At 66.5% G+C, this 7,497-nt stretch carries 7 protein-coding genes; 4 read left to right on the forward strand and 3 right to left on the reverse strand.

The features are described 5' to 3' along the window. Positions 1-2,026 (forward strand): MFS transporter (locus RMO18_RS17790; protein ID WP_309667718.1); only part of this gene is annotated, 2,026 nt, incomplete at its 5' end. A gap of 188 nt (positions 2,027-2,214) precedes the next feature. Here RMO18_RS17790 and RMO18_RS17795 read toward each other — a convergent pair. Further along, positions 2,215-2,487 (reverse strand): hypothetical protein, encoded by a 273-nt coding sequence (locus RMO18_RS17795; protein WP_309667720.1) that lies wholly within the window; start codon positions 2,485-2,487, stop codon positions 2,215-2,217. Positions 2,488-2,564: 77 nt separating this feature from the next. On the opposite strand from RMO18_RS17795, the gene RMO18_RS17800 reads away from it, so the two are divergent. Then, on the forward strand, positions 2,565-2,984 hold the full coding sequence (locus tag RMO18_RS17800; RefSeq protein WP_309667722.1) for a response regulator: 420 nt from the start codon (positions 2,565-2,567) through the stop codon (positions 2,982-2,984). Here RMO18_RS17800 and truA read toward each other — a convergent pair. Continuing rightward, positions 2,960-3,730 carry a tRNA pseudouridine(38-40) synthase TruA gene (gene truA / locus RMO18_RS17805; RefSeq protein WP_309667724.1) on the reverse strand — a complete coding sequence of 257 codons (771 nt, stop codon included), beginning with the start codon at positions 3,728-3,730 and terminating at the stop codon, positions 2,960-2,962. The two genes, RMO18_RS17800 and truA, sit on opposite strands and share 25 nt — an antisense overlap. A gap of 163 nt (positions 3,731-3,893) precedes the next feature. Here truA and RMO18_RS17810 point away from each other — a divergent pair, with 163 nt between their 5' ends. Continuing rightward, the gene (locus RMO18_RS17810) at positions 3,894-5,258 is read left to right on the forward strand and encodes a YcjX family protein (protein ID WP_309667728.1); all 1,365 of its coding nucleotides are present in this window, start codon (positions 3,894-3,896) and stop codon (positions 5,256-5,258) included. Next, entirely contained in the window at positions 5,255-6,289 is a 1,035-nt protein-coding gene (locus RMO18_RS17815; RefSeq protein ID WP_309667726.1) for a TIGR01620 family protein, read from the forward strand. Before RMO18_RS17810 ends, RMO18_RS17815 begins: the two co-directional genes overlap by 4 nt. Here the strand turns inward: RMO18_RS17815 and RMO18_RS17820 are convergent. Further along, positions 6,250-7,350 (reverse strand): DUF2332 family protein, encoded by a 1,101-nt coding sequence (locus RMO18_RS17820; protein WP_309667727.1) that lies wholly within the window; start codon positions 7,348-7,350, stop codon positions 6,250-6,252. The genes RMO18_RS17815 and RMO18_RS17820 overlap by 40 nt on opposite strands. Positions 7,351-7,497 lie beyond the last annotated feature (147 nt).

Consider the following 7,497-nt stretch of genomic DNA (forward strand, 5'->3'; position numbering starts at 1 on the left):
TCTTGCTTCCTCGGCCGGGACGATCTTCGAGTGGTATGACTTCTACCTCTATGGTTCGCTTGCCGCGATCATCGGGGCGCAGTTCTTTACCGCCTTTCCCGAAGCCACGCGCAACGTCTTTGCGCTGCTGGCGTTTGCTGCAGGTTTTATCGTGCGTCCGTTCGGCGCGCTGGTGTTCGGCATGCTGGGCGACCTGATCGGCCGCAAATACACCTTCCTGATGACGATCCTGATCATGGGCGTGTCGACGTTCCTTGTCGGCCTGCTGCCCAACTACAATGCCTGGGGTGCCGCAGCACCGATCATCCTGATCATTCTGCGGATGGCACAGGGTCTGGCCTTGGGTGGCGAATATGGCGGGGCGGCAATCTATGTGGCCGAACACGCGCCGGCCAACCAGCGCGGCTATTTCACCGCGTTCATCCAGACCACGGCGACGCTGGGTCTGCTCTTGTCGCTGATCGTGATCCTGTCGGTTCAGGGCTATGTGAACGGCGCATATCCTGAACAGGCGGTTCTGGATGCGGCGGGTGCGGCAGTGATGAATGCCGATGGCACACCGCAGATGATCAAGGCGTTCAACGCTTGGGGGTGGCGGATTCCGTTCCTGATGTCGATCCTTCTGCTGGGAATTTCGCTGTATATCCGCCTGCAGATGAACGAAAGCCCGGCCTTCAAGAAGATGAAGGAAGAGGGTGCAGGGTCCAAGGCGCCGCTGCGCGAAGCCTTCGGCAACTGGAAGAACGGCAAATTCGCGATCATCGCGCTGTTCGGTCTGGTCGCGGGGCAGGCGGTGGTCTGGTACACCGGGCAGTTCTACGCGCTGTTCTTCCTGCAAAACGTGATCAAGGTCGACAGCTTTACCGCCAACGTGATGGTGGCATGGTCGCTGATCCTTGGCACCGGCGGGTTCCTGTTCTTTGGCGCCCTGTCCGACCGGATCGGCCGCAAGCCGATCATCCTGGTCGGTTGCCTGCTTGGGGCGATCAGCTTTCTGCCGGTGTTCAACTTCCTGACCCAGACCGCGAACCCCGCGCTCTATGCGGCACACCAGACCCCGGTCACGGTGACGGCGAACGAGGCCGACTGCTCGTTTCAGTTCAACCCGACCGGTACGGCGAAGTTCACCAACTCCTGCGACGTGGCCAAGGCACAGCTTGCCCGCACCTCGGTCAACTATGAGACCGTGTTTGCGGCTGATGCGACGGTTGCCGAGGTCAAGGTCGGCGAGACGGCGATTGCGTCATATGACGCAGGTGCCAACACTGCGGCGATCACTGCGGCCAAAGCAGCACTGGACGAGGTGAAAGCCGGGATTGATGCGGCTGCGGTGACGGCGCTGTCCGGGGCGGAAACCGGTCTGAAAGCGGCAAACACTGCCGTTGGAAAGGCCGACACCGCTTTGAAGGCAGCGGCGGCTGGCACCGACGAGGCGGCAAAGACGGCGGCGCAAGCAGCCCTTGATGCAGCCAACGCGGCGGTGCCCGCGGCACAGGCGGCACTGGACGCCGCGCGTGCGGCGGTTCCGGCCGATGTTCTGGCCAACTACGACGCAGCTGCAGCCGTGGTTGCAACTGAAAGCGGTGTGAAGGGTGCGTTCGAGAAAAGCCTGAACGACGCGCTGAAGGCGGCGGGCTATCCGCTGGTGGCCAAGGACAACACGACCGTTGCCGTGGCGCAGACCTTCATCGACATCTTCACCGCGCAGAAACTGACGATCATTGCCACCCTGACCTACCTCATCATCCTGGTGACGATGGTCTATGGCCCGATCGCGGCAATGCTGGTGGAACTGTTCCCGACGCGCATCCGCTATTCCGGCCTGTCGCTGCCGTACCACATCGGCAACGGTTGGTTCGGGGGGCTGATGCCTGCCACCGCCTTCGCGATTTCCGCCCAGACCGGCAACATCTATGCGGGCCTCTGGTATGCGATCGTGATTGCGCTGACGACGGTGGTCATCGGGACATTGTTCGTGCCGGGCGGCACGCACAAGAAAGACATCTTTGCCGACGACGCGAAGTAAAAGTGACAGCCGGGCCGGGGCCTACATGGTCCCGGCCCGTTTCTTTTCATTGATGGACGGGTGCAGACTGTGACGGGTTCAGACTGTGCCCCGCCAAGCCCAGAAATTCGATCTGGGTTTGGCCGGACACGGGGAAAACGGGCGGGTGGCATGGTTGCGCAAAGCTGCGCCCCAAGGCAGGAATGCGGTCAGCGCCGCAGTCGTGTGGCCAGTGCCCAGCCCGCAAGCACGACAGCAAGGATGATCGCGTTCGACACCAGGCCCGCAAGGATCTGCTCGGTCAAGCTGCCGGTCGGGTCTGGCAGGGTCGAGGGCAGGATCACCGCCACGAACACCACACCGGCAATCAGCGGGATGATGCGGCCGGTCGCGGCCTCGGTCTTGCGCATGGTGAAGACCAGCGCGACCAGAAGGCCGATGCGGAACGGATTGGCAAGTTGCGACAAGACAAGATCGATCATCAGGGCATCTCCTCAGCGATCTTCATCCACGATCGGGGCGCATTGCACAAGCCTTCGTCAGGGCGCGGACGGGTGCGATGGGTGATGGTATCCGCCGCAAAAGCCGGGTGCTTGTGGTCGAGGATGACGACAACATCGCCGTCGCGCTGGATTATCTGATCACGCGCGAGGGCTTTGTGCATGACCGGGTGGCCAGCGGGGCCGATGCCTTGGCGCGCATCCGCAAGACGCACCCGGACCTGGTACTGCTGGACGTGATGCTGCCCGAGGTTTCGGGCTATGACATCTGCCGCGGCATCCGCGAGGATCCGTCGCTAGCGGGTGTAAAGGTGCTGATGATGACGGCGCGCGGATCGGCGGCCGAGCGGCGCAAGGGTCTGGCGCTGGGGGCAGATGGGTTCATCTCCAAGCCGTTTGATCCCGGCGACCTGCGCGCCGAGATGCGGCGGTTGCTGGCAAACGGCGGTCCGGGTCAGGCGAACGGATCGGCTGGGTAGGTGACGCCAGTCAGGTAAAGCCCTTGCGGCGGGGCGACGGGCCCGCAAGCGGCGCGATTGCACGCGGCAAGCGCCGTGGCCATCTGGGCGGGCGGCCAGACCCCATGGCCGACGCGTTCCAGCGACCCTACGATCGAGCGTACCTGATTGTGCAGAAAGCTGCGGGCGCGCAGGGTGAAACGGTATTCGGTACCGCCGGGATAAGGGCTTTCAGTGATGGTGATGTCATCCAGCGTCTTGACCGGACTTTTCGCCTGGCACAGGACCGACCGGAAGGTGGTGAAATCATGGTGCCCGATCAGATGCGCAGCCGCCTCGCGCATCGCGTCCAGATCGAGCGGGCTGAGCACTTGCCAGACCAGATCGCGGTCATGCGTGGCAGGCGCGCGCCGGGCGATCACGCGGAACAGGTAGTGCCGACCTGTCGCCGAGAAACGGGCGTGAAAGTCATCGGCCACGCGGGCGCAAGCGGTGATGGCAATCGGGGCGGGGCGCAGATGCGCATTCAGCGCCTCGGACAGACGGAATGGCACCCAGTTGCGGGCAAGGTCGACATGCGCCACCTGACGGATGGCATGCACGCCGGCATCGGTGCGCCCGGCGGCGGCGGCGGTATGATCGCCCGGCTGCAGGCGTGACAGCGCTGCTTCCACCGCGCCCTGCACGGTCGGTTGCCCACCCGGCTGACGCTGCCAGCCGTTGAACGGCACCCCGTTGTATTCAATCTGCAAGGCATAGCGCGGCATGGCTGTGACCTAGCGAATGCGCGGAGGTCTGTAAACCGCAGGACGCGGAGTTTTCCCCTACCGTTGCCGGACGGGCGTGCTTATCTTGACGCAGCAAGTAAAGGATCACGGCTTGGCGCTTTTCGGCATCACCGACGGCATTTCGCGGGGCATCGAAGGGGCCATGGCCTCAGTTTCAGAGAGCTTCTTTGAACCCGTGGTGCGCGTCGGCGTCACCGGCCTGAGCCGTGCAGGCAAGACCGTGTTCATCACCGGCATGGTGGCCAACCTGCTGGCGCGGGGCCGGATGCCGCAACTAAAGGCCGAAGCGCAGGGCCGGATCGAGGCGGTCTATCTGCAACCGCAGCCGGATGTGACCTTGCCGCGCTTTGACTATGAGGGGCATCTGGCCGCGCTGACCGGGGATGATCCGCGCTGGCCGGCGTCGACCCGGGCGATATCGGAACTGCGGCTGTCGTTCCGGGTGCGCCCTGCAGGGTTCTTCGCCAGTTTTGGCGGGCCGCGCGTGGTGCATGTGGATATCGTCGATTATCCCGGCGAGTGGCTGCTGGATCTGGGGCTGCTGGACCAAAGCTATGATGCGTGGTCAGAGGCAACTCTGGCGCGTCTGGCCAAGCGGGCGGAGGCAGCAGAGTATGTGGCGCAGGCGCGGGCCGAAGATGGGTCGCTGCGGCTGGACGAGGGCCGCGCGCGGGCGCTGGCCGGGGCGTTCACCGCCTATCTGGCCGTCGCGCGCGATCTGGGGCGGGTAGACTGCACGCCGGGGCGGTTTCTGCTGCCGGGCGATCTGGCGGGGTCGCCGGTGCTGACCTTCGCGCCGTTGCCACGACCGGCGACCACCGGGCGCGGCAGCCTGTGGCGCGAAATGGACCGGCGGTTCGAGGCGTACAAGTCGCGGGTGGTGCGGCCGTTCTTCCGCGACCATTTCGCGAAGATCGACCGGCAGATCGTGCTGATGGATGTGCTGGGGGCCATTCATCAGGGCCCGCGCGCGGTGGAAGACCTGCGCCGCACGATGGCCGAGGTTCTGGGCGCGTTTCGCCCCGGCCGCAATGGCTGGTTGACGGGGCTCTTGGGCGGGCGGCGGGTGGAGCGGATCTTGTTTGCCGCCACCAAGGCCGATCATCTGCACCATGAGCAGCACCCGGCGCTGACCGCGATTACCGCGGCGCTGTTGGCGGAGGCAAAGTCGCGGGCAGATTTCGCCGGGGCGCGGACGGGGGCGCTGTCGCTGGCCAGTTTGCGCGCCACGGTGGAGGAAGTGGTGCAGCGCGATGGCGAAAGCCTGCCCTGCGTGCGCGGGCGGCTGCTGGCCACTGGCAAGCAGGCGGCGATGTATCCGGGGCTGCTACCGTCAGACCCGGCACGGCTGTTGTCACCCGCACGAGAGGGGGCGGAGGCTTGGCTGGACGCGGAGTTCGGGTTGATGAGTTTCGCGCCTGCCCGCCTGACCCTGAAGCCCGGTGAAGGGCCGCCGCACATCCGCCTTGACAGGGCGGTGGAGTTTCTGATCGGAGACCGCTTGTGAGCAGAGCCGCCAAACCATTCGTACAGGAGAGCGAGGACGAGGCCGATCCGGGCGCCGCCCCGCCGGTGCCCGACATGCTGCCCGAAGGCGCGGCGATGCAGGCGGCGGCGGCGCTGATGGTGCGGCAACCTTCGGGCTTGTGGCGCTTTGCCACCTGGGCGTTTGGCACGCTGTTCACCTTTGTGCTGAGCGTGGCGGCATGGGATTTCGTGACCGGGCTTTTTGCGCGCAATACGGTGTTGGGCTGGATTGCCTTCGGGCTGGTCGCCGTGGCAGTGGCGGTTGCCTTAGTGCTGGCGCTGAAAGAATGGGCGGCGTTTGCGCGATTGGCGCGGTTGGATGGGCTGCGGGCGCGGGCGGTTGCGGCGCGGATGGACGGCGATCTGGCGGGCGCGCGGGCGGTGGTGGCATCGCTGACGCGGCTTTATGCAGCGCGGGGCGATACTGCCTGGGGCCGGGCGCGGCTGGCCGAACGGCAGGGCGAGGTGCTGGACGCCGACGCGCTGCTGACGCTGGCCGAAGCGGAGGTGCTGACGCCGTTGGATGCACAGGCGCGGGCGGTGGTCGAGACGGCGGCGCGGCAGGTGGCGCTGGTGACGGCTCTGGTGCCGCTGGCACTTGCCGATGTGGCGACGGCACTGTTCGCCAATCTGCGGATGATCCGGCGGATCGCCGAGATCTATGGCGGCAGGTCGGGCAGCTTTGGCAGCCTGCGCCTGCTGCGCAAGGTGTTTACCTCGCTGGTGGCCACTGGAGCGGTGGCGTTGACCGACGATCTGATCGGATCGGTTGCAGGGGGCGGGGTGCTGTCAAAACTGTCGCGCCGGTTTGGCGAGGGCGTGGTGAACGGGGCGCTGACGGCGCGGGTTGGTGTCGCCGCGATGGAAATCTGCCGCCCGATGCCGTTTGTGGCGCAGGAAAAGCCGGGGGTCACGGCGCTGGTGTCCAGGGCGCTGAGCGGGCTGATGTCACGCGGGGCGGCACTGGCTGGTCAGGGTGACGGGGCGGACCAGCGCAGCCAGCGGCCGTGAAAATCGACGCGGGCCAGGGGGATGACCTCGCCCCCCGGCCACAGGTGCAAGGTGAGGGCGGCGCCTGTGCCCGCGGGCGCGTCATCAGCCTCCATCGACAGATGGGCGATGGGGGCATCGGGCGTGGCCTTTGCGCCCGCCGCCTCGATCATGGCTTGGCCGCGCGCGCGCAGCTGGGCCGGAAAGTATTGCCAGGCGACGGTGTGAAAGATGGTGTGGACCGCGCCGGGGTGACGGGTCTGCAAGCGCGTCTCAAGCCAATCTATGGCGTCGCCACGGGTGATCTCGGGGCGCAAGATGGATGCAAGATCAAGGGCTTGGTTGGTACGAGTCAGCCGGTCTGGCTGATCGGGCCAGAGGTAGGCCAACAGGCGCAGCCGGTCGGTCACCGGGTCAAGCGGGTTCAGGTCAACGCCGGCGCGGTCGCGGATATGGGGCGCGGTGGTGGGTGGCAGCGGCCCGTCCCAAGCGGGGGTCAGCGTCAGCGTCGGATCGGCGGGGCCGAAGCGGTGGGTCCCGATCGCCAGCGCGTAGCTGTCCCACAGCAGGTTCAGACCGGCGCTGGCGCCAAGCTCTGACAAGACCAGCGGCAGTCCATGGCGGGCGCTGAGCCAGCGCCCGGCGGCGATCAGGGCGGCAGAACGGCGCACCTCATTGGTCTGCGGCGCGCTCAGCAGCCAGCGGCCGAGGAACGCGGCATTGCGGGGCAGGGCTGCGAGGGCCGCATCGGTCAGGGCTGCGGCCTCACCGGGCGCAAGCGAGGTTTGCCTGGCCGCTTGTCCGGCCCCTGCCTTGGCAAAGGCGGAGGCGAGATCAGGGTCGTCGCCGGTCAACACAAGTGCGTGCAGCCCGCCTGCCAGACGCAGCGCCAACGCGTCGGCGCTGCCGGTCGGGTCGCCCGCCCAGCCCAGTACCTGCGCGCTGATAAGGCTGTCGGGGGTGAGCCTTTCGGCGAGGCCACCCAGCAGAGCTTGAAGAAAGGGCGAACCCATCTGGCCACAGGACGCGGCCTGCGCGCGGAAGGCAGCGCGGACGCGGCCCGCTGTGGCAGGCGGGTTCATCGGAACCGGTCGAGCAGCTTTTGCATCGGGCTGCGCGTGTCTTCCGCCTCGGGCGGCGGAGGGGTGGGTTTCGACAGAGGCTGCGGGGCTTCGGACCTTGTGGTCGACGACCTTGGCGGCGCGGTGCGCAGGGCCACGGCGTTCAGA

Origin of the sequence: Tabrizicola sp. (assembly GCF_031377265.1) — a bacterium.
GTDB lineage: Bacteria > Pseudomonadota > Alphaproteobacteria > Rhodobacterales > Rhodobacteraceae > JAUYQR01.